Here is a 21,497-nt window from a genome sequence, read left to right as displayed (position 1 = left end):
CACGAAAACGCGGGCGACGACGGATCGACGGGGCGATACAAGCAACAGATAAGGACTGTATGGACAACAAGACAATGAAGATCGGGGTTGTCGGCGGCGGAAGCTGGGGGACGGCCCTGGCGTTTCTGCTGGCGGAAAATGGATTTGAGCTGGATCTCTGGGTTTTTGAAGAGGAGGTGAGGGATCAGATTCTGACGGATCGTGAGAACAAGGTGTTCCTGCCCGGTGCCACACTTCCCGACATCATCACCCCCACCTGCGACCTCAAGCAGGCCGTGGGCGGCAAGGACCTGGTCCTTGTGGTGGTGCCCTCCCATCACATGCGGAATATCGCCACGGAGATGGCTCCCTTTATGGATGAAAAGACCATTGTGGTGAGCGCCTCCAAGGGCATTGAGAACAAGACCCACCTCACCATGACAGGGGTTCTGGCCGAGTGCCTCCCCCAGGTCCCCGAAGGGCAGATCACCGTGCTTTCCGGCCCCAGCTTTGCCAAAGAGGTGGCCGCCAAGGTTCCCACGGTGGTGGCCGTGGCCGGCAAGGACCCCGAGGTGGCTCGGACCGTCCAGAGCGTTTTCGCCTCTCCCGTGTTCCGGGTCTACGCCAACAACGACCCCATCGGCGTGGAGATCGGCGGGGCCATGAAGAACATCATCGCCATTGCCGCGGGCATGTGCGACGGCATGGACGCAGGCCTGAACCCCCGGGCCGCCCTGATCACCCGGGGGCTCACCGAGATGAAGCGCCTGGGCCTGACCATGGGTGCCGAGCCCCTGACCTTTTCCGGTCTTGCCGGGGTGGGGGACCTGATTCTCACCTGCACGGGGAATCTCAGCCGTAACCACACCGTGGGCATGAAGATCGCCCAGGGCATGAGCCTGGACCAGATCCTGGATGAGATGCGCATGGTGGCCGAAGGGGTGAAGACCACCCGTTCGGTCTACAACCTCTCCCACAAACTGGGGGTGGAGCTGCCCATCTGCAACGAGGTGTACCATATCCTCTTTGACGGCCGGGACCCGGCGGAGTCCATCCGTCGCCTCATGACCCGGGACCTGAAAAACGAGATGGATCTGTAAGGCGATGCCTTTGGCTGCAAGGTGAGCCACCTTTAAAGCAGAATCCATTCGAAACGGATGTTGAAACCTGTTTGTTAAACTTTTTAAAAGTTTAGCCTCCGGCAGGGCCGCCGGAGGCTTACACGGGCGCAGCCCGTCAGCACATGTGACAAGCCCGAGGGACGAGGGCCCTTGAGCATGTGCGGACTTGAGGAGGGTTTTAAGATGGCGACAGGGGAGACGGATGACCGGCAGGGGCATCGGCAGAGGTTGCGGGAGCGCTTTCTTGCAGGTGGCCTTGAAGGCTTTCACGACTACGAGGTGGTGGAGCTGCTTCTGACCCTGGCAACGCCCCGGAGGGACTGCAAGGGGCCTGCCAAGGCGGCCCTTGCGCGCTTCGGGTCCCTTCAGGCGGTGTTTGAGGCCGAGGACAGGGAACTCATGGAGATACCCGGCATCGGTGCCACGAACCTCTTCGGCCTGCGCCTCATCAAGGAGGTGGCGGGCCGTTACCTGGAGGAGCGGATGGTCCACCAGCCCCGGATTCTCAACTCCCGGGAGCTCATGGACTACCTGACCCTTACCATCGGTCATCGGCGGCGGGAGTGTTTTGTGGCGGTGTACCTGAACGCCAAGAACCGCGTGGTGGCATCGGACGTGCTCTTTGAAGGGAGCCTTACTTCCAGCGCGGTCTATCCGCGGGAGGTGGTGAGCTCGGCCCTTTCCCACAAAGCAGCGGCCGTGATCTTCGCCCACAACCATCCCTCCGGGGAGCCGGACCCGTCCGGCGAAGACATCCGTGTGACCAAAAAGCTGGTGGGCGCCTTGCAGGTCATGGGCATCACGGTCCATGAACACCTGGTCATCGGCGCCTCCGGCCATTACAGTTTTGCCGAACACGGCTACATTGACCGCTTCGTCCGGGAGGCCGAGGCGGTGGCCTCCGGGCCCTGAACCATAAGGAGTTGCCTGTAGTGAGCGACGAACCCAAAAAGCCGGTGTGTTACGGGGTGATGGAGGAGGTGTTTCCCCTTAGCGAGGACGGCCTGCGCCACTCCCCGGAGCGCTGCATGGCCTGCCCCCATAAAACCCAGTGCCTGCGGTCTGCCCTGTCGTCCGACCCTGATGCGGACACCGTGCGTGAAGAGCGCATCGACAGGGCCTATGATGCGGGGAACCTCTCCTTTCTGGCGCGTTGGTCCAGGAAGAAGGCCCTGGCCGGTAAAGGGAAAAAAGGAAAAGTATAAAGCACCTTTTCGGCGACGCAACGGTTCGCCGGGTCGCTTTTTTCCACTCAATTTCTATTTAAGGACAAAAATCGATGAAGACAATCAAGGAACTGGACATTACAGGAAAACGGGTCTTTATCCGTGTGGATTTTAACGTGCCCATGGACGCCGGGCTGAACATCACCGACGACATCCGCGTGCGCACCTCCCTGCCCACCATCACCTACGCCCTGGAGCAGGGTGCCAAGGTGATCCTGGCCTCCCACCTCGGCCGTCCCAAGGGCAAGCGCGTTCCCGAGATGAGCCTGGCCCCTGTGGCCAAGCACCTCTCCGGCCTTCTGGGTCGTGAGGTGACCATGGCCCCGGATTGCGTGGGAGACGAGGTGGAGTCCATGGTGGCGTCCATGAAGGGCGGTGAGGTGCTGCTCCTTGAAAACCTGCGCTACTACGACGAAGAGCAGGCCAACGACGCGGCCTTTGCCGCCAAGCTCGCCCGCCTTTGCGATGTGTATATCAACAATGGTTTTTCCGTCTCCCACAGGGTCCATGCTTCGGTGGCCGCCATCACCGAGCAGGTGGCCGAGAAGGCCGCAGGCCTCCTTCTGGAAAAGGAGATTGATTTCTACAACAAAGCCATGGGGGAACCGGTACGTCCCCTGGTGGCCATCATCGGCGGTGCCAAGATTTCCAGCAAGCTGGGGGCCCTCACCAACATGCTCAACGTCGTGGACAAGGTGATCGTCGGTGGTGCCATGGCCAACACCTTCCTCAAGGCCCAGGGCCTCTCCGTGGGCAACTCCCTGGTGGAAGACGAGATGCTGGAAAATGCCCGGGCCGTCATCACCACCTGCAGGGAGAAGGGGATTCCCCTGTACCTGCCCGAGGATGGTCTGGTGGCAAAAGAGTTCAGCGCCGAGGCCGACTTCGAGGCGGTGCCTGTGGATTCCATTCCCGACGGCACCATGATGCTGGACATTGGTCCGGAAACCGTCAAAACCTACGCCCAGGTGGTGGCCCAGGCCAAGACCATCGTCTGGAACGGTCCCATGGGGGCCTTTGAGATGGCGCCCTTCAGCAAGGGGACCCTGGGGCTGGTGGCCGCTGTTGCCGAGGCTGAAGCTCTTACCGTGGTGGGTGGGGGGGATACCGACGTGGCCCTTCACATGGCCGGTGCCGTGGATAAGGTCTCCTATGTCTCCACCGGTGGCGGTGCTTTTTTGACCCTCATGGAGGGCAAGCCCCTGCCCGGCGTGACCTACCTTGAGGGATAAAGGTGGCATTTGTCAGCCATGCCTGTCGCTGAAAAACACCATTTTTAAGCGATAATGCGCGAAAATAAACGGTCCCGATGCTTCCTTGCTGAAGCCGGGGCCGTTTTTGTTGGACGGAAAGGGCTTTAAAACACGCTGAAATAGCAGCCTATACGTTCAGTTCTGTGCGCAATCCGGTTGACCCTCCCCAGGAAACATGGTACAAGATGTTGTGATGTGTCCAGCCATGAACCGCTAAAACTTCGGATCACAGGACTTGCTCCGGCACTTCAAGGGCTCTGAACGCGCGTTGCGTACCTGCAGGGGCTTCCCTACACAGAAAGAATTCAGCAGGTTAGGCCAGGGGGCAACAGACGCGCCGAGTGGGCGATCTGCCTTTTCGCCTCCCTTGCGTTCCCTTCGTTTCCGGCCTCTTAGTCTGCCGTGTTGACAAGTCGCTGACACCACTGCCACCTCAATTATGCTTATGCGTCCGGGGACGTGTCCGTTTCGCTTTGCCGAGTCACAGGCGTTCGGACAACACGTTGTCGCGGATCACTACATGAACGACGCTCACCCTGCAACGAGGCGGGGTCGGGCGATACACCTTTGACGGGGGGTCCTTTGGGATACTGGGGCTACAGGGAAGAGCTCAGCCGCGCCCATAAACTGAGGCGCGTCTATTACGAAGTGCTGCGGGACGATCTGGATGAGTTTGTCCTGCAATACGGCTTGGTGGAGTCGTACGATAATTTTAAGAAAAACAACATGGATTACCCCTTTGTCGAGCGGCGAGAGCTCAAACCGAGGGCGCGTATTCCCGGTCAGGAGTATGAGGAGCACAACGCTTTTCTCATCATCTTCATCGAGGACACCCTTCCCGCGTCCTATAAAAAGTACATCCGTTTTTTCGATGTCAACAAGACGGTGAAGAGCAACCTCATCGCCTCGGGGGTCCTGGACCTTTCGGACGAGTTCGACCGCGGCTGGAAGTACCTGGACTCCATCGGATTCAGCGGGTTCCTTCGCAAGATGCTCCCCGTGGATTATGCCCTGCTTATCCAGAGGGACCCGGTCTCCCGTGCCACGGACCGTTACGCCCTTTCCCACTACCACGTGCGCATCGACTGGCCCATTTCCGAGGCTGCCGAAGAGATGGGCAAGGACCTGCGCTATATCATCAAGGATCTTTATGAGCGCGGCGACAAGACCGCCGAGGATATCCAGAAGAAGTTTTTTGAGATGTACGGCCTGCCCATCATGGCGGGTGGGCGGCGCACGGCGGCCAGCGTGGCGGCCCAGTACCTGAAGCGGCTCAACTCCATCTCAACGGTTTACGTCTCCAGCAGCGAGTCGCGCTCCGTGCTGCGATTTTCCGAGCGGGGTATTTCCCGGTACATTCTGGTGCGGTTCACTCTCCAGGAGATGCTCGAGGTGTCCGAAGAGAACTCCATGAATCTGGAGACCTTCACCAGCAATTATGTCATCGATTACGAGGAGAAGGACGGGGTCTGCATCCTCCGCGTGGACTACGACCACACACCGCCGGCCAGGCCTCCCCAGGACGGAAAGATCCGTGCCATCAAGGCGGAGACCGCCTGGACCACCATCTGCAATCAGCTGATCATGCCCAAGCCCGGTGTGTGGAAATATCCCCTGTTGAGTGTGAACGTGGTCTACACCTGATTCCGGCCCGGAAAAGGGTCCGGTTTCCGATACCCACAAACAAAAAACGCCCCGTTGACAAAGGTTGTCGACGGGGCGTTTTTTTTTGTTTTATAGAAAACGGCTTCTTGCTGCCGGTTTTAAATCAGGTGGCGGCGCATGGCGATCTCATCGCAGTCCGGGAACTTCACGCAGGTGATGCAGTCACTCCAGATTTTTAAGGGAAGTTCCGATCGATCGATGATGCCGAAACCCATCTTTTCAAAGAATCCCGGTCGGTAGGTGAGGGTGAAGATATCCTTGATACCGAAGGCCACGGCCTCGTCCAGAGCACTCTGGGCCAGCATCTTGCCGATGCCCTTGCCGGTGTGATCGGGGTGGACGGCAAGGGAGCGCACCTCGGCGAGGTCTTCCCAGCAGAACTGCAGGGCCCCGCATCCGATGATTCCCGCTTCCCGGTCCTCGTACACAAAAAAATCCCTCACATGGTCGTAGAGCTCGCTCAAGGGGCGGGAGAGGAGTTCCCCGCGGTTTCCGTATTCCGAGAGGAGGGCGTGAATCTGTTTGATGTCCTGAATGGTGGCTTTTCGTATCATGGGTCGCTATCCAAGGATAATAAAGGTGGTGCGCTGATCCAAAAACGTGTCGGGGCGCGTAAACAAAGCGTTGGGAAGGGGGGCGGTCTCTATGGAAACGTCTCCGGGTTCCTGTCCGCTTCTGCGGCGCGGTGCCATGGCCTTAAGGGGTGTCGAAGACAGGGCTTCGGGTCCCTTTTGCCCCGGGTCCTACGCTGGCAACAGGTTGAATGTATAACCGATGGAGCCTCCAAAGGCAATACGCATGCGCGCATAAAAAATCAGCCGGAATCCCTATCCCGGGCCTTGGGTGTGCCCCAGGGGCAAATCAACCCGGCCCAGCCCCGTGACTCCCGGAAGGTCTGGCATGGTTTCCTGTCTGCCGGGGGACCTGGGACGGGTCCTTTTTTCGAGACTTTTTCCGATCAGTGCTGAGGTGAATTGATGGGGTGTGTGATTTTAAGGGTTTGTTTTCTTATGGTGTTTGTTGGATGTGTGGGCGGGTGGCACCATGCTTGCATAGGCTCTCGTCAATGCCTTTGGGAGGATGGCTCCGTACAATTCTCCCCTCGGAGCCCGAGGGCTGGTTGAAGGCAATGGCCCTAGGGCGTATTTACGATAACCCGCAGACGAAAAGGACGCTTTATGGACACATGGATGCTTTATCTCTCCGTGGGGCTTTTTACCCTGGGCTGCATGCACCGGGTCTCGGCCTGGTTTACCCGTGATGTCTGGTTCCTTTCACGGGCAAGGGACGATGGCTCGGGGCCGTTTGCGCGCCTCAAGACTTTTGCCAGGGGTGTCGGCGGGCTCAGGAGGGGGCGGGTTCTGCTCCAGGTGATCTGGCAGTGCCTCAGGCACGGGGTGATGCAGCTGCAAGTCCTCAAGGCCGATGGGTACCGGTGGTCCATGCACATGCTCATTTTTGTCGGGTTTATGGGGCTGACCCTGATGCACGGCTTTGAAGAGGCCGTCAGTGAGCGCTTTTTTCCGGACTATTATGCCACGGTGAACCCCTATTTTTTCCTGCGGGATGCCTTCGGGCTCCTGGTGCTGGCAGGGCTTGCCATGGCCGTGGGACGCCGGGTGATGATGCGCCGCAAGGGGTTGGTCTCAAACGGCATGGATTACGGTGCCATCGCAATTCTTGCTGGTATCGTTGTTTCAGGGATGCTCCTTGAGGCAGTGAAGATCTCGTCCCACACCGTGTTCGGGGAGATGGTGGATGAGTACGGCATGCTGGACGATGAGCAGGACATTGCCGCCCTTGAGGCCTATTGGGAGAAAGAGTTCGGTGTGGCTGTCCCCGGGCACAGGGCCTACCCGGATCCCTTGCAGCTTGAGCGAGGGCAGGCCATTCACGAAGAGAGCTGCATGGAGTGCCATGCAGACTCCCGGTGGGCGGTGGCCGGTTATCCCCTGGCCACGGGCCTCGGCACGGAAACGGCCGTTCGCCTGGACCGGGCCGGAGCCGTGACTTTTTTCTGGTGGGTTCATTACGTAAGCTGCGTGCTCTTTCTGGCATGGATTCCCTACGGAAAGATGTTCCATATGTTTTCCACGCCCATGGCGCTTATCGTCAACGCCGTCACCGGAAAAAAGGGCGGCAAAGAGGCCCTTGCCATCCGGCGGGCCCTGGCCCTGGATGCCTGCACCCGGTGCGGCACCTGCAGCCAGTACTGCTCGGTGCGCCCGGCCTATGAGATCACGGGCAACCCTCTGGTGCTCCCTTCTGAGAAACTTGCCTTTTTCAAGGGGCGGGCCGGGCACAGAGAGCTCTCCGGGGAGGAGTTTGACCGGGCACGGCAGGGGGTGACCCTCTGTACGGACTGCGGCAACTGCGGTCGGGTCTGCACCGCAGGCATTGATCTGCCGAGTCTCTGGCAGCACATGAAAGGGGACCTGCTCCACGCGGGCAAGGGCGACCCCATGTTTCTCTCTCCCCTTGCCTTTGGCTCCTGCATGGAAGAGGGCGGGGTGGACAGCCAACAGCTTGAACCGACCAAAAAGCGCCTTGCCGGGCGATTTGAGGACCTTGCGAACCCGGCCCGGGTGATCCGTGTGGGGGGACAGCCCGCAGACCGGTCCCTGGCCTCCTTTGGTATTGACGCCTGCTTTCAGTGCGGGGGCTGCTCCAGCGTCTGCCCTGTGGCCGGTGCGGTGGCAGACCCCCGCAAGGAGCTGGGGTTGTTGCCTCACCAGGTGGTGCAGGCCTTGAAACTCGGGGAGGAGGAGATGGCCGAAGGGGCGCCCATGCTCTGGAATTGCCTCACCTGTTACGAGTGCCAGGAGTCGTGTCCCCAAGGGGTTTGCGTGACGGACCTTTTTTATGAATTGAAAAACCGGGCCTACCGGCGAACCGGCGAGGGCCGGTCCCTTGCGTCGGGCCATCGCTCGGGTTTGAGGAGATAGAAAATCATGGGCTATGCACTTTTTTCGGGATGCACCATCCCTTCACGCCTGCCCGAATACCGGGACGCCACCACAGCGGTCCTGGATGCCTTTGGTGTGGACTATACCGACTCTGCGGGGTTCAACTGCTGCGGGTACCCGCTTCGCAACACCGACAGGGAGATCTACCTGTTGTCCTCGGCACGGAACCTGGCCCTGGCGGAGAAGGCGGGACGCGATATCCTGGTGATGTGCAAGTGCTGCTACGGCAGCTTCAAGCATGCCCAGAACGCCTTGAATCAGGACCTGCGCTTAAGGGACGAGGTAAACGCCATTTTGCGGCGTGAGGGGCTGGTCTATCGGGGCGTGGTGCGCGTTTCTCACCTTCTCTCCTTTTTGCGCCACGAGGTGGGGCTGGATGCCATTCGCCGGCGGGTGGTTGCTCCCCTCACCGGGGTACGGGCAGGGGTTCAGTACGGGTGCCACCTGCTGAGGCCGAGCAACATCAATGAGTTCAACGAAACCGGTGTGCCGGAGTTTTTTGATCTGCTTGTCAAGGCCATCGGCATGGAGAGCGTCGATTACGCGAGGAAGTACGACTGTTGCGGCGCCCCCCTCAACGGGATCAACTCGGCTCTCTCCATAAAAATGACGGTGAACAAGCTCCGGGCCATCGGTGAGGCGAAGGGTGAACTCGTGGCCACGGGGTGCCCGTATTGCCACCTGCAGTTTGCCGGAGCGGCCGACGCGGAAGAGGGGCTGCCCCGTCCGGTGGTCTATCCCCAGCTGCTGGGGCTGGCCATGGGGCTGTCCCCGGAAACGCTGGGCATGGCTGCCGATGAAAGCCTGAGCCTGGCCCGGGCATGTCACGGGTCGAGGGTGCCTTCAATGGCCATACCGGGTAACGGCCGTATCCCGGTGGGACGGGGTGGCAGAGGGCATACCGGGGATACCCGAATGATCGATCTCTCTTGAAATAACCTGTCTCATATGCCATACCTTTTCAGGTAAGTTTTCTTTGATCAGCGTCCGCAGGGCAGGCGGATCCTTCCGGGGTCTGCATGTCAACACACCTCCTGTGAACGGGCTTTGCTGCCGCGTACCGCGTGACGGGCAGGCGTCTGACCACGCCATGGGCAGAACTGCGGACGCGTGAGTGATTTTCCGATGTTCCCATCGTTTCTTTTTCGTGTCCGGCGGAGGTGTGGCCGGGTTGCCTGGGATGGTCAATGTTCATGGGTCGGTGCCTTCGCACGCTTTTATGAAACTGGTTGTTCTCCCGGGGTTCCGGTGCCTTCCGGAATTCAGCTAAAACAGTGGCTGCATGAAAGTAAATCCCATTACCCTTACATTTTCCGGCGAGGACGCCCAGCTTGAAGAGGCTTACCTGGCCAGGGATCACGAGAAGTACATCTGGCAGGTTCGCATTGTCCTGGTCCTTGCCGCCATCTTCTATATCCTCTTCGGGTTTATGGATGTGGTGCAGGTGCCGGAGCTGCTGCCGACGTTTCTCATGATCCGGTTTGCGTTTTTTCTGCCGGTGGTGGTGCTGGTGCTCTGTGTCTCCTTTACCCGGCTTTTTGCACGCATTCAGCAGCCGCTCCTGGTGGCGGTTCTCCTGACCGGGGGCACGGGAATCATCATGATGCTGATCCGGGCCCCTTCCCCGGTGGGGTACACCTACTTCCCCGGCTTGATCCTGGTGTTCATGTTCGGTTACGGCTTCGGCCGCCTTTCGTTTTTCTGGGCCAGCCTCTCCTGCTGGTTCCTCACGGGGCTGTACACGGCAGCCGCCCTCTTCTTTTCGGATGTCCCGGTCAAAGTGGTGATCAACAACAACTTTTTTTTCGTCACCGCCAATGTCGTGGGGATGGCCTCCAGCTACATGTTCGAGTACTTCAACCGCAAGAATTTCTGCATCTCCTGTCAGCTTGAAAACGAACGATGGAAGGCGCGTCAGGCCAATCTGGAGCTGGAGCACCGGGTCCAGGAGCGCACCGCCCAGCTGGCCACCATCAACAAAAACCTTCGCGCCGAGATCGAGGAACGGAAAAAGGTGGCCCGGGAACTCCGGGAGATCCACGGCGAGCTTGAGCTCCGGGTGGACGCCAGGACCCGGGAGCTGGTTCGCATGAACGACGAGCTCTCCCAGGCCAAGGAGGCGGCAGACCAGTCCGCCCGGGTGAAGACCGAGTTCCTGGCCAACATGAGCCATGAGATACGGACCCCCATGAACGCCATCATCGGCATGAGCGACCTGGCGCTGAACGAAGAGATCACCCGGGACCAGCGGCGTGAGTACCTGGATATCATCCGCACCTCGGCCCGCTCGCTTTTGGGAATCATCAACGACATCCTCGACCTGTCCAAGATCGAGGCGGGCAAGCTGGACCTTGAAGCCACTCCCTTTGATATCAGCAGCCTGGTGGAGAACATTTCTTCCATGTTCCTGGACCAGATCAATGAAAAGGGGCTCGAGTTCATCATCGACATCGGTGAAGGGCTTCCCGAGCGTCTGGTGGGGGATCCCCTTCGTCTTCAGCAGGTATTGGTGAACCTCACCAGCAACGCCGTGAAGTTCACCGAAGAAGGGGAGATCACCCTGCGCATCACCGTGACCCGGGAGAGCGAGACGGAGGTGACCCTGATGTTTGAGGTGGCCGACACGGGCATCGGCCTGGACGCAGGGACCAGCGCGGTCCTCTTCGACGCCTTTGCCCAGGCAGATGGCTCCACCACCCGGAAGTACGGGGGCACGGGCCTGGGGCTGGCCATCTGCAAGCGCCTCGTGGAGATGATGGGGGGAAGCATTGAGGTCGCCAGTACCCCGGGGGAGGGCAGCTCCTTTGCCTTTACGGCTCCCATGGCCCGGGATACGTCCGCGCCCGCGGCATCCTCCTTTGACATGCCGAGCCACCTTCAGACCATGCAGGTGCTGGTGGCCGAAGGCAACATGACCTTGAAAGGGGTGCTGGAGCGGATGCTGGGCTCCTTCGGGTTCGGGGTGGAGAGCTGTGAGACCGGCGAGGAGACCCTCAGTCGACTGGGGGGCACCCACGGTATCGACCTTCTCATCGTGGACATGAACCTGCCCGATACGGATGGGGTGGCCCTGGCCCGGACCCTGGCCCGCCAGGAAGGCAGGCGTCCCCGGGTGATTCTCCTCGATGCCTTCAGTGTCGGGGCCAGCCTTGACGGAAAAATCCGGTACGGCATCGACCGGGTGGTGACCAAGCCCCTGAGGCCTTCCACCCTGTTTGACGCCATCATGGAGACCTTTGGGGAGGCCGTGGTCTCACGCAACCTCTCCTTTGCCGAGTCGTCTGGCCTTTCCGGTCACTTCGGTGGGGTGGAAGGGGCCACGGTCCTTTTGGTGGAGGACAACCGCATCAACCAGATGGTGGCCACCGAGATCCTCACCTTTTCCGGTATCCGTGTGGAGATCGCCGAAAACGGCCTCCAGGCCATCGAACGGGTCAAGGAGAAGACCTACGACGCCATCCTCATGGACATGCAGATGCCCCAGCTTGACGGCATGGAGGCCACGCGGATCATCCGCAACGAGCTTAAGTTTACACGGGTGCCCATCATCGCCATGACCGCCCATGCCATGGAGGGGGACCGTGAAGCGTGCCTGGAGGCGGGCATGGACGATTACATTCCCAAGCCCATCGACCGGGAGCGGTTGATGGAGGTTCTCTCCCTGCACATGAACCGTGCCTCCGGTGATGCGGTGCACGAGGCCGTCTCGTCCTATGACCCCACGCCTCAAAAGGCTTCCGGGACTTCCGGGGACACGGGTTCCCTGCCGGTCCTGAATGTCGAAGAGGGGGTTGAGCGTATCGGCGGCAGCCATGAGATCTATCGCTCCATCGTGGAGAAGTTCGTGGCCCTCTACACCGACCGTCTGGTGGAGATCCGTGCCATGGTCAGCATCGGGGATTACTCCCGGGCCGCCCATGAAGTGCATGCCATCAAGGGGGCGTCGTCCAACATCTCCGCCACCTTTCTGTTCGCCATGGCCCGGGAGCTGGAGTTTGTCCTGAAGACGGGCCATGAAGCCGAGGCCCTTGCGGGGGTGGATGCCCTGGAGGAGGCTTTTCTGGGGGTTCGGGAGGCCGTGGACGGGCTCTGATACCTGGGAACGCTCGACCCACGGGTCGGTTTCAAGGTACTGAAAAAATCGAAGAATCTTTTGTGGCCCCGGTTGGGGTATGGTATACTTTCTTCCATAGAGGCAGGTGTGCGACAGGACAGACACATCCCCTTTTTCTATGGGTTTGATCCCGCCTGATTCACTTACGTTACATATGACGGTTTTCCCCTGGCTTTGTTTTTTCCGGCAGGTCCCCCACGATGATCCCTTGACCCTGCGTGTGCGCGTTTCCCATGCGCTCCTATCATGATGTCGCACCCCATGCGACTTCCCATGCACGTCGAACACGGCGGGGACCCTTACGCCCACTCGGGATAAGGTGACCACGGCAGATGATGCGACGGATGAAAAATCCCTGCATTCGGCCGTTATGCATGGAGTACAGGTGTGATGGATACGGTCTGCAGCGTTAAGCCCGGCCCGCAGAGGTTGCGGGCGAAGACGGTCCCCACTGACGGCGACTCCCCTTGCTGTCCGGTATACCTGCCTTTTCTATGAGGAGGACGGAGGTGTTGTATGAATGTCTTCACGGATGAGAGGCACAACAAACGCATGCACATTCCAGGAACGATTCAGTACTCCAGGCCCCCGGCCGGTGACTACATGGATGCCGATCTTCTGGACTGCACGGACAGGGGGCTCTGCTTTCGGAGCACCTGCCCCTACCTTCCCGAGACGCCCCTGGTGATTCGGTCAACCAACCGAAAGGCCCCACAGATGCAGAACGCCAAGGTCGTGTGGAGCAGGCCCATGAGTCAGACCACTCGGGAGAACCCCGCATACAGCGTGGGGGTGATCTTTACCAGCTGACCTGTGAGACGGTTGGTTTTACGGCAAGGATGAAAAAAGGCCCGCGGACCCGAGGAAGGCCCCCGGCCCCATGCCCCTTGAACGGGGGAGACGATGAAAGACGGCTTGTGATATGAAGATCGGCCCGCCGCCCGCTGCAAGGGAGGCGGGGCTTTTTTTTATCGGTCAGGACACGGTCTGGACGAATTCCCTGTTCAGGTCCGCGTGGATTTTTTCCGGCGTCTTGGTTTTGTATTTTTTCAGCAGCCGGCTGTATTTTTTCATGTCCGGTTCTCCGCCCTGGCTTTTGCCTTCCAGGATCAGGGGGAAGAAGACGGCGCACAAGAGGTGTTGGATGGTATGGGAGTCCAGCCCCTGCTTTTTCATGGCGTTGGTGAACGCAACGATTTCCAACGGGTCCTTGCGGACCACCTGGACCTGAACAAGGCCGTGGAGGAGGATGTGAAGGTAGGGGTTCACGCCCTGGCCCGGTTGGTACTCATGGGTCTCGGGGTGATCCACCCCGTCCACCTCCTTGGCGAACATTGCTTCGTGATCCCGGATGATGTCGGCATAGAAGCGTTTCATGCCGGTGAGTTCATCGAGCCTCTCGTCTTTGACCAGCGCCCAGAGGGCGCACATCTCTTCCCGCGAGGGTTGGAAATCCTCGGTGCCTGCCTGTGTCGTGTCCATCTGTCACCTCAATTGCCGGAGTCGGGTTTGCGGCTGTTTTAGACCGAATGTAAAAAAGGCAGGCTACCTTGTTTGCTCAAGCCGTGTCAACCGGGGAGTCGCCACGTGGAGGAGACCGGTGTCCACGGCCCGCAGGCAAGATGGATACCTGCGGGCACCGTTTCCTGCCCATGCTCCGGGCCGTGGGGTGGTGAGGGGCCTTAGGCGCTTTTGGCGATGATGCCGTATTTGTCGATTTTTTTGTAGAGAAGGGTGCGGTGGATTCCCAGGCGACGGGCGGCCTTTGCCTTATTAAAGCTTTCCTCCCGCAGGGTGGCGGAGATGATGTTCTTTTCCGCGTCGTTTAAGGCCTCTTTCAGGGAGGAGTGGCGAAGGGTCTCTTTACGCTCGCTGTACTGCTGCATGCAGAAGGGCAGGTCGTCCTCGGTGAGGGCACTTCCTGCCATGGAAGCCACGGCACGTTCCAGGCAGTTGGAGAGTTCCCGCACGTTGCCCGGCCAGGTGTAGCCGGAGAGGAGTTTTTCAGCGTCAGGCGAGAGGTTCACGCCGTGGAGACCTTCCTTGTCGGCGATGATGGCCAGCAGGTGGCGGCTGAGCAGGGGGATGTCTTCACGCCGCTTGCGCAAAGGGGGCAGATGCAAGTGGATGACGTTGATGCGGTAGTAGAGATCGCTTCGGAAGCTCCCGTCGCTGACCATCTGGGCCAGGTTGCGGTTGGTGGCGGCGATGAGCCGGAAGTCCGAGCGGATCACCCGGGTGCCCCCTACGCGTTCGAACTCTTTCTCTTCCAGGACCCGCAGCAGCTTGGGCTGCATCTCAAGGGGAAGCTCCCCGATCTCGTCAAGGAAAATGGTGCCCCGGTGGGCCATTTCGAATTTTCCGGGCTTGCCGTCGTTGCGGGCCCCGGTAAAGGCCCCTTTCTCGTAGCCGAAGAGTTCGGACTCCATGAGCTCCCGGGGGATGGCCGCGCAGTTGATGCGTATAAAAGGGTGGACGCTTCGCCTGCTCTCATGGTGGATGGCCTGGGCGAAGATCTCTTTGCCGGTGCCGCTCTCCCCTGTGATGAGCACTGGGAAACTGTTGGAGGTGGCGGTCAAGGCTTCTTTTTTAATGCGGTGCATGGGCTTGCTCTCCCCCACGATACTCTCAAAGGAGTAGCGGGTGGAGCGCAGGTGGCGAAGCTCCTGCTCGTAGTGCTTTACCTTGGACTCCAGAAGGGAGTACTTGCGGGCAAGGCTTGCGATCTGGCGGATGTCCTCAAAGATGACCTGCCCCACGGCAGCCACCACTTTGCCGTCTCGTTTGACGGGGATGCGCCGGGCCAGAACCTGCTGGTTGTTGATGGTCTGGACCTGGTTCATCTCGGCTTTGCCGGTCTGGGCGACGATATGCAGGCGGGAATCCCCCAGGATCTTGGTGCAGTGGGTCCCGATGATGGCGTCGTAGGACACGTCCAGGAAATCCAGATAGGGCTTGTTGATGTCGATGATGTAGCCGTCCGGGTCCACCACCACGGTGGCACCGTAGGTGTAATCGAAAATCAGCTGGTAGTGGTCGATCTCTTCCTGGAGCTCTTCAATGATTCGGTCGTTATCGCGTTGCATAGGCCTTTCAAACCTTGTGGGGACCCTTGCCGGATCCCATCTGTATCTTTTTTACGACACTTTTGGGTGTATCATGGATGCTATATGTCGCATTTTTGATACAGTGTAAAGCTCTTTTTCCTGTTATGATGCCATGGGCGGGGTTAACTGCCCGGTATTGCGTCTGTTCCCGGTGTGTTGTGCCTTTCGGGAGGCGCCGGTTCCCCCCATGGGGCAGGGGACGATGTTTTTCGAAGAATCATCGGGTTTTACCACAGGCGAGGGAAGGATACCACAGGAATTCGCTGATTTTACTGGTGTATCGGTGCCTTTGTGAGGATTGTCCTGTGGTATCGATGGGTTGATACGTGGTATCGCCGTCGCTACAGGCCCATGATAGCGGGGAATTCGTGTATTCTATGGAAAATCGCGTTAAGTAATTGATAACACGACCGAGGGGAGGAAGTTTGGCTGATATGGCACAACAATTGCTTTGACCTCAGGACTGTAATGCACGTGCGCCGGCCGGGGGGAAGACCCCGAAGGTACCCGGCGGGGAGGAGCTGCTCCCCGGCCGATTGTCAGGCCAGGTCGCACGGGTGGTTCGGGACGCAACGGAGCGCCCCGGACAGATATTCGCACCCTGGCCCCTTGGACGGCCCGTGCGGATGCGAGGCATAGAATCATTCGTACACGGTGATGTGCACTGGCGCTTTTGTTTTCCGGACTCCCACGTGCCGGCGAAAGCAGCAGGGCGCATGCGTCACATCAGGTGGCAGCCGGTGCGGATCCAGTGATGGCCCCTTATTTTTGCGAAAGCGGTGGGGTGCCATGTAAGGAGTAAGTGAGATTTATGAAAAACGCAGTGATTGTTTGTGGAGCGCGTTCCGCTGTCGGGACCTTCGGTGCCGGTCTCAAGAGTGTCAAGGTTGCCGATCTCGGAGCCGCGGTCATGAAAGACCTGTTCAAGAAGGCGGGGCTTCGTCCGGTTGCCAGTGATGAGATGCGGGCCTGTTGTCCTGATGCGCTGAAGGATCAGGGGCTCACCGAACTGGAAGCCAAAGGGTGTGACTGGGACGAGGGTGCTATTCCCGTTGAGGTGGACGAAGTGATCATGGGTAACGTGCTCCAGGCCGCCCAGGGGCAGAACCCTGCGCGCCAGGCCATGATTCGCGCCGGATTTCCCAAGGAGATTCCCACCTTCTCCCTGAACAAGGTGTGCGGTTCAGGCCTCAAGGCCATCGCCCTTGCCGCCCAGTCCATCATGACCGGTCAGGCCGATGTGGTCATGGCCGGCGGCATGGAGTCCATGAGCAACGCCCCCCTGGCCCTTCCCAAAGCTCGCTGGGGACACCGCATGGAGCTCACCGGCGTCGGTGAAGTGACCGACCTCATGGTCTTTGACGGGCTGTATGAGATTTTTTACGGCTACCACATGGGGATTACTGCTGAAAATATCGTGGAGAAATACGGGATCACCCGTAAAGAGCAGGATGAGCTTGCTCTTCTCTCCCATAACCGTGCCCGCAAGGCCATCAAGGACGGGGTCTTCAAAGACGAGATCACCGACATCGTGATCAAGTCCCGCAAAGGAGATACCATCTTCAATGTGGATGAACGACCCATGGAGACGTCTATGGAGGTTCTCTCCAAGATGCGCCCCGCCTTCAAGAAGGACGGCACGGTCACCGCAGGCAACGCCTCGGGCATCAACGACGGCGCGGCTGCCGTCCTCGTCATGAGCGAGGAGAAAGCCAAGGAACTGGGGCTCACCCCCATCGTCAAAATCAAGGGATTTGCCTCCGGCGGCCTCGACCCGGCGTACATGGGCTTAGGGCCCATCCCCGCCGTAAGAAAGGCTCTCGGCCGCCTGAACATGGGCATTGCCGATATTGACATGATTGAACTCAACGAAGCATTTGCTTCCCAGGCCATCGCCTGCATGAGAGAGCTGAACATCCCCATTGAAAAGCCCAACCAGCTGGGCAGCGGGATCTCTCTCGGGCACCCCATCGGGTGCACAGGCGCCCGTCAGATGGTCACCGGTATGAACCTCATGAAGAGGGAAGGTCTGTCCACGGGCCTGATCTCCATGTGTATCGGTGGCGGCATGGGCATGGCCATGGTGATTGAATCGTAACAAGTCATACGTTCGTGTTGGGATCGGGTGTGTTGACGCAGGCACCCCCGGTTAGCCCGGCAGGAGAAGCTTGGCCCCCCGCTCCGAGCGACGGGTCCCTTTGGGGACCCGACGCAAGGGGTGGGGGCCACAGCCTTACGAACACGTGATCTGACCCGGACAGTTCGCACTGAAATAACGCAGTCGGTGGTTCAATTTCCGGTGACACAATTATTCGATTTAGATTGGGTGAGATTATGAAGATTATGGTTATTGGCGCCGGTACCATGGGCGCAGAAATTGCTCAGGCTTTTGCACAGAAAAACTTTGACGTGGTGTTAAGGGATATCAACGAAGAGGCCGTCGCCAAAGGGCTCGCAGGCATGACCAAGCGCCTTGATCGTCTGGTGTCCAAGGGCAAGATCGAAGCCTCTTTCAAAGACGAGGTGCTCTCCAGGGTGACGGGTTCCGTGGATATCGCGGACGCCGCCTCCTGCGGCCTCATCGTGGAAGCGGCCGTGGAGAACATGGAGATCAAAAAGGCGATCTTCAAGGAGTTGGACGGGGTCTGCCCGGCAGAGACCATCTTTGCCACCAACACCTCGTCGCTCTCCATCACCGAGGTCGCCTCGGCCACGGGACGGCCCGACAAGGTGATCGGGATGCACTTTTTCAACCCCGCCACCATCATGAAGCTGGTGGAGATCATCCGGGGCATGACCACCTCCGATGAGACCTATGCCATCATCAAGGAGGTGACCGAAAAGATCGGCAAGACTCCGGTGGAGGTTGCCGAAGCCCCCGGGTTTGTGGTGAACCGCATCCTGATCCCAATGATCAACGAAGCCATCGGGATCTACGCAGAGGGCGTGGCCTCCGTTGAGGACATTGACAGCGCCATGAAGCTCGGGGCGAATCATCCCATGGGGCCCCTGGCCCTGGGTGACCTCATCGGTCTGGATGTCTGCCTGGCCATCATGGATGTCCTGACGGTTGAAACCGGCGATCCCAAATACCGTGCTCACACCCTGCTCAAGAAGTATGTGCGTGCCGGCTGGCTGGGACGAAAGAGCGGGCGCGGCTTTTACGACTACAGCAAGTAGCCGCAAGGGCATAGGCAAGCTGTCGACGGCCTGTACGGCGGGCTGGGTTTCCCCCGTATAAGGCACCATGGACCGTGTTGTGTCGCTTTTGCAGGCGGGCATCCTTTTGCTTGGTGAGCAAGAGCGGCATGGCTCCATGGATTGTTAGAAAAAATAGAGGTGTAACCATAGAAAAGGCTTGAATTCTATGAGTAAACCGTGATAAAAGACCTTCTCTACAAGCAGTAACGCTCACAACGATGTGTGGCGCTGTAAAGGCGATGAAGCTTGCTGAAGGGACTTAAGACTGACGATTCCTTCTGCGGGCTTTTTTTGTCTTGATATATACCGGTGGGGAAACTCTCCTCCACGCTTTGGGAAGGGCGTGGGGAGGCGGTTCCGACGTCACCGAAGACGGACGACTGAAAAGACCAGAACAAAAAAAGTGATCCTTCGCATGCGATGCATCGGCGATGCACCGAGAGGTGGCGTTCGTCCTGAAATCAGGGTGAAGGGTCGAATTCGGGCAGAAATGCCCACCAGCGCCTTATCCGACGGGAAGCTTCGGAGACGGTATTTCGCGACGATTTTTGGTCGCGTGACATCCGCCCCGGGGAAAGGGGTAAGATGCTGAACATGTTGGATGCGGGCCTTTGTCAGCCTGCAAGGAAGGGACAATCCAATGCAAGGTTCCGGCTCCGTTCGGCCGGTCCCCGTAAGGTGACGCTTCGGGGCGCTTTGTTGGGTTGAGAATCACAGGTCCGGTGTTCCCGGTCGAGATGGGAAATCGCCCTTGGGCGCTTTCAATGGAGCATTCGGATAAAAATACGAGCACCGTCGGGGCAAGGGTCCCGGGTGCTGTCAGATACTCGGGGGGTCGTGCCTGGCATGATGTTTCGGGAAAAGAGGTCAGCAACGATGAACAGTACAGAACCCATTCGCATAGAGGCGGGCTTCATGAATGAAGTCACGGAAAGAAGTGGACAGATGTTCAGCTCCTGCTTTCAATGCCGCAGCTGTTCGGGTGGATGTCCCATGGCTGAGGAGATGGATTACCTGCCCAACGAAATCATTCGCATGGTCCAGTTGGGTTTGAAGCAAGAGGTCCTGGAGAGCCGGTCGGTATGGCTCTGCGTCGGGTGCCTTGCCTGTGTGTCCGAATGCCCCAACGGGATCAGTCTTCCGGAAATGATGGATACCCTGCGCCAGATCGCCCTTGAAGAAAAGGCGGAGGTCAGGGAGCCCGAAGTCGTTGCGTTTCATCAGGAGTTTCTCGGTCAGGTCAAGCGCTACGGCAGGTTGTACGAGCTGGGCTTCATGGCGCGCTACCGCATGAAATCTTTGCCGGCCTTACGGGATATCCCCAACTATATGAAGTTTATGTTTTCAGGGCGCTTGAGCCTTCTGCCCGAGCGTATCCACAAGCGCGTGGACATGAAAAAACTCAATGAGGTGTGTCATGTCTAAGGCGGTTAAGCGCACGATTCCCGTGGGGAAAAGACGGATCTGTATCTACCCGGGCTGTTCTCTGACGGCCAGCTCCCGGGACTTTGCCGACGCCCTGTTCCAGATGGCCAAAATGGCCGGGATGTGGGTGGAGGAACTCAAGGACTGGAACTGCTGCGGCGCTTCACCCGCCCACAGCGTCAATCCCGAGTACGCCACCCTTCTGTCCGGTCGTAACCTCATCCTTGCCCAGAAGCAGGGGGTGGAAGACCTGTATGTGGTGTGTCCCAGCTGTTACATCCGACTCAAGGAGTCCATGCACAAGCTGGCCAACGACGAAGCCCTGCGCGACAAGCTCTTTCAAGCCTACGGAACCCGGTACACCGGCGAGGTAAGGGTGCGCTTTTTCCTTGAGGCCCTGGAGCCCGGAGACGAAGCCATCTTCAAAGACCGGATGAACCACTCCCTGGAAGGGCTCAACGCCGTCATCTACTACGGCTGCCTCATGTCCCGCCCCGAGCGTGTCACCGGCTTCGACCTCAAGACTTACGAGTCCAGCATCATCAAGTTCGTTGAAAACACCGGGGCCAAGGTGCAGGACTGGGGCGCTTCCAGCCGCTGCTGCGGGTCTCACCTGGCCGTCTCCCGGCCGGACTTGGCCGATCGTCTCGTGGACCGCATCCTGGAGCAGGCCAACCAGGCCAAGGCCAACTGCGTGGTGACATTCTGTCCCCTGTGCCAGGTGAACCTGGAGATGCGCGGCACCGCCAAGAACAGGCTCCCTGTCTTTTTTATCCCCGAACTGGCCGGATTTGCCTCGGGGGAAGAAAAAGCTGAAAAATGGGCCCGTCGCCACCTGGTGAACCCCATGCCCCTGCTCAAGACCAACCGGATCCTCTGATCCGGCGTGAAACATAACTCTGAAAGAAGATGCCGCCTGCGCGGCACCTTCTTTCAGGTGCTCTGGTTTGAAAGAGACAGACTAAGGAACGCTCGTGCCTTGTTCGGATGCCGCCAGGGCTCCGGAAGGCCTCTTGCGATTTTCTCACCCACACACGCATGCAGCGTCTTTGTCTGTTTTTTTTAAAAAAGCCCCCGGTTTTTTACCGGGGGCTTTTTTGCGTTTGGGCCAAGGGTGCGACGGTTCCATGGAGGCGTTGTATGTGGCCTGAATAAGAGAGGGTTTTACTTGTGCGATAAGCGGTGAAATGTTGCGAACCTGCGATACCGCTCAGAAAACATCAATGAATTACAAGGGGATTTACCGGTTTTTGATGCTGTCTGTTCTTATTACTCAGTATTAAGTTTTGCGGCGCGATGCCGATACATAAGGCATACGACGGGTTTGTTGACGACGACGCAGTGTTTACTGTCCCCGTTTCATTTTTCTGTGATCGATGTTGTGGTGCCTGAACGGTGGTTCAGTGCGGAGTTCGCGCGTTGACAGGGGCATCAGGAGAC

Annotated in this window: 16 protein-coding genes; 13 read left to right on the top strand and 3 right to left on the bottom strand. The window is 58.9% G+C overall.

Annotated elements, in window-relative coordinates; all coding sequences use genetic code 11:
- Positions 1-59: 59 nt before the first annotated feature.
- From ACOYW0_RS04540 to ACOYW0_RS04520, 5 genes are all read left to right on the top strand, one after another.
- On the top strand, positions 60-1,079 hold the full coding sequence (locus ACOYW0_RS04540) for an NAD(P)H-dependent glycerol-3-phosphate dehydrogenase (protein WP_482417376.1): 1,020 nt from the start codon (positions 60-62) through the stop codon (positions 1,077-1,079).
- 204 nt (positions 1,080-1,283) lie between these two features.
- Positions 1,284-2,012 carry a RadC family protein gene (gene radC / locus ACOYW0_RS04535; RefSeq protein WP_482417375.1) on the top strand — a complete coding sequence of 243 codons (729 nt, stop codon included), beginning with the start codon at positions 1,284-1,286 and terminating at the stop codon, positions 2,010-2,012.
- 20 nt (positions 2,013-2,032) lie between these two features.
- On the top strand, positions 2,033-2,305 hold the full coding sequence (locus ACOYW0_RS04530) for a hypothetical protein (RefSeq protein WP_482417374.1): 273 nt from the start codon (positions 2,033-2,035) through the stop codon (positions 2,303-2,305).
- A gap of 74 nt (positions 2,306-2,379) precedes the next feature.
- Entirely contained in the window at positions 2,380-3,558 is a 1,179-nt protein-coding gene (locus tag ACOYW0_RS04525; protein ID WP_482417373.1) for a phosphoglycerate kinase, read from the top strand.
- Between the two features lie 603 nt (positions 3,559-4,161).
- Positions 4,162-5,223 (top strand): hypothetical protein, encoded by a 1,062-nt coding sequence (locus ACOYW0_RS04520; RefSeq protein WP_482417372.1) that lies wholly within the window; start codon positions 4,162-4,164, stop codon positions 5,221-5,223.
- A gap of 119 nt (positions 5,224-5,342) precedes the next feature.
- Here ACOYW0_RS04520 and ACOYW0_RS04515 read toward each other — a convergent pair whose 3' ends face one another.
- Positions 5,343-5,798 carry an N-acetyltransferase gene (locus ACOYW0_RS04515; RefSeq protein ID WP_482417371.1) on the bottom strand — a complete coding sequence of 152 codons (456 nt, stop codon included), beginning with the start codon at positions 5,796-5,798 and terminating at the stop codon, positions 5,343-5,345.
- A gap of 624 nt (positions 5,799-6,422) precedes the next feature.
- Between ACOYW0_RS04515 and ACOYW0_RS04510 the strand changes: the two genes are divergently transcribed.
- From ACOYW0_RS04510 to ACOYW0_RS04495, 4 genes are all read left to right on the top strand, one after another.
- Complete coding sequence (locus ACOYW0_RS04510) at positions 6,423-8,189, top strand: 4Fe-4S dicluster domain-containing protein (RefSeq protein WP_482417370.1); 1,767 nt, start codon at positions 6,423-6,425, stop codon at positions 8,187-8,189.
- A 6-nt stretch (positions 8,190-8,195) separates the two neighbouring features.
- Positions 8,196-9,143, top strand: a complete 948-nt coding sequence (locus ACOYW0_RS04505) for a CoB--CoM heterodisulfide reductase iron-sulfur subunit B family protein (RefSeq protein ID WP_482417369.1) — start codon at positions 8,196-8,198, stop codon at positions 9,141-9,143.
- 349 nt (positions 9,144-9,492) lie between these two features.
- Positions 9,493-12,303 (top strand): hybrid sensor histidine kinase/response regulator, encoded by a 2,811-nt coding sequence (locus ACOYW0_RS04500; protein ID WP_482417368.1) that lies wholly within the window; start codon positions 9,493-9,495, stop codon positions 12,301-12,303.
- A gap of 537 nt (positions 12,304-12,840) precedes the next feature.
- Complete coding sequence (locus ACOYW0_RS04495; RefSeq protein WP_482417367.1) at positions 12,841-13,134, top strand: hypothetical protein; 294 nt, start codon at positions 12,841-12,843, stop codon at positions 13,132-13,134.
- Positions 13,135-13,299: 165 nt separating this feature from the next.
- Here ACOYW0_RS04495 and ACOYW0_RS04490 read toward each other — a convergent pair whose 3' ends face one another.
- Positions 13,300-13,806 (bottom strand): DUF1841 family protein, encoded by a 507-nt coding sequence (locus ACOYW0_RS04490; RefSeq protein ID WP_482417366.1) that lies wholly within the window; start codon positions 13,804-13,806, stop codon positions 13,300-13,302.
- 200 nt (positions 13,807-14,006) lie between these two features.
- On the bottom strand, positions 14,007-15,410 hold the full coding sequence (locus ACOYW0_RS04485; RefSeq protein WP_482417365.1) for a sigma-54 interaction domain-containing protein: 1,404 nt from the start codon (positions 15,408-15,410) through the stop codon (positions 14,007-14,009).
- Positions 15,411-16,242: 832 nt separating this feature from the next.
- Here ACOYW0_RS04485 and ACOYW0_RS04480 point away from each other — a divergent pair.
- From ACOYW0_RS04480 to ACOYW0_RS04465, 4 genes are all read left to right on the top strand, one after another.
- Positions 16,243-17,529 carry a thiolase family protein gene (locus tag ACOYW0_RS04480; protein ID WP_482417364.1) on the top strand — a complete coding sequence of 429 codons (1,287 nt, stop codon included), beginning with the start codon at positions 16,243-16,245 and terminating at the stop codon, positions 17,527-17,529.
- Positions 17,530-17,765: 236 nt separating this feature from the next.
- Positions 17,766-18,611, top strand: a complete 846-nt coding sequence (locus ACOYW0_RS04475; RefSeq protein WP_218951011.1) for a 3-hydroxybutyryl-CoA dehydrogenase — start codon at positions 17,766-17,768, stop codon at positions 18,609-18,611.
- Positions 18,612-19,478: 867 nt separating this feature from the next.
- Positions 19,479-20,057: a 4Fe-4S dicluster domain-containing protein gene (locus ACOYW0_RS04470; protein WP_482417363.1), complete on the top strand. Its 579-nt coding sequence runs from the start codon at positions 19,479-19,481 to the stop codon at positions 20,055-20,057.
- Complete coding sequence (locus tag ACOYW0_RS04465; protein WP_482417362.1) at positions 20,050-20,937, top strand: CoB--CoM heterodisulfide reductase iron-sulfur subunit B family protein; 888 nt, start codon at positions 20,050-20,052, stop codon at positions 20,935-20,937. Before ACOYW0_RS04470 ends, ACOYW0_RS04465 begins: the two co-directional genes overlap by 8 nt.
- Positions 20,938-21,497: the final 560 nt, after the last annotated feature.

The organism is Desulfoluna sp. HI9BLuna (genome assembly GCF_056829775.1).
The sequence above is the reverse complement of the archived record's forward strand: the minus strand, read 5'-3'. Positions and strand labels throughout refer to the sequence as shown.